Origin of the sequence: Peribacillus butanolivorans (assembly GCF_001273755.1) — a bacterium.
GTDB classification, from domain to species: domain Bacteria; phylum Bacillota; class Bacilli; order Bacillales; family DSM-1321; genus Peribacillus; species Peribacillus butanolivorans.
In genome coordinates this window covers 4597519-4598349 of record NZ_LGYA01000001.1, presented here as the reverse complement: position 1 = coordinate 4598349, position 831 = coordinate 4597519, and the positions used below count along the sequence as shown (strand labels likewise).

Below are 831 nucleotides of genomic sequence, written 5' to 3'. Positions count from 1 at the left end.
GTAGTTGGGGGTTTCCCCCTGTGAGAGTAGGACGCCGCCAAGCAGTTATATATGGAGGATTAGCTCAGCTGGGAGAGCATCTGCCTTACAAGCAGAGGGTCGGCGGTTCGATCCCGTCATCCTCCACCATTTTTTACACCTGCCGGTGTAGCTCAACTGGTAGAGCAACTGACTTGTAATCAGTAGGTTGGGGGTTCAAGTCCTCTTGCCGGCACCATTTTCATACAAGCTTAATATAGCATTTATAAATAGTTTCTATGAGCCATTAGCTCAGTTGGTAGAGCATCTGACTTTTAATCAGAGGGTCGAAGGTTCGAATCCTTCATGGCTCACCATTTTATTATGCGGGTGTGGCGGAATTGGCAGACGCACCAGACTTAGGATCTGGCGCCGCAAGGCGTGGGGGTTCAAGTCCCTTCACCCGCATGTTTGCGGAAGTAGTTCAGTGGTAGAATACAACCTTGCCAAGGTTGGGGTCGCGGGTTCGAATCCCGTCTTCCGCTCCACTATTTATTTATGCCGGGGTGGCGGAACTGGCAGACGCACAGGACTTAAAATCCTGCGGTAGGTGACTACCGTACCGGTTCGATTCCGGTCCTCGGCACCATCTTAATATGCGCCCGTAGCTCAATTGGATAGAGCATCTGACTACGAATCAGAAGGTTGTAGGTTCGACTCCCGCCGGGCGCACCATGTTTTTTCGGGAAGTAGCTCAGCTTGGTAGAGCACTTGGTTTGGGACCAAGGGGTCGCAGGTTCGAATCCTGTCTTCCCGACCATTGATTTTTGGGGCCTTAGCTCAGCTGGGAGAGCGCCTGCCTTGCACGCAGGA

8 tRNA genes are annotated in these 831 nt (G+C 52.2%); all 8 read left to right on the top strand.

Annotated elements, in window-relative coordinates:
* The first annotated feature begins 53 nt into the window (after positions 1-53).
* The 8 genes from AKG34_RS21275 to AKG34_RS21240 all read left to right on the top strand — a co-directional run bounded on the left by AKG34_RS21275 (position 54) and on the right by AKG34_RS21240 (position 778).
* Positions 54-129: transfer RNA gene (locus tag AKG34_RS21275), tRNA-Val, on the top strand.
* Between the two features lie 12 nt (positions 130-141).
* Positions 142-217 (top strand) — tRNA-Thr (locus AKG34_RS21270).
* A 42-nt stretch (positions 218-259) separates the two neighbouring features.
* A tRNA-Lys gene (locus tag AKG34_RS21265) sits at positions 260-335 on the top strand.
* A gap of 9 nt (positions 336-344) precedes the next feature.
* Positions 345-426, top strand: a tRNA-Leu gene (locus tag AKG34_RS21260).
* Positions 427-431: 5 nt separating this feature from the next.
* Positions 432-506 (top strand) — tRNA-Gly (locus tag AKG34_RS21255).
* Positions 507-518: 12 nt separating this feature from the next.
* Positions 519-607, top strand: a tRNA-Leu gene (locus AKG34_RS21250).
* A 9-nt stretch (positions 608-616) separates the two neighbouring features.
* Positions 617-693: transfer RNA gene (locus tag AKG34_RS21245), tRNA-Arg, on the top strand.
* 8 nt (positions 694-701) lie between these two features.
* Positions 702-778 (top strand) — tRNA-Pro (locus AKG34_RS21240).
* Positions 779-831: the final 53 nt, after the last annotated feature.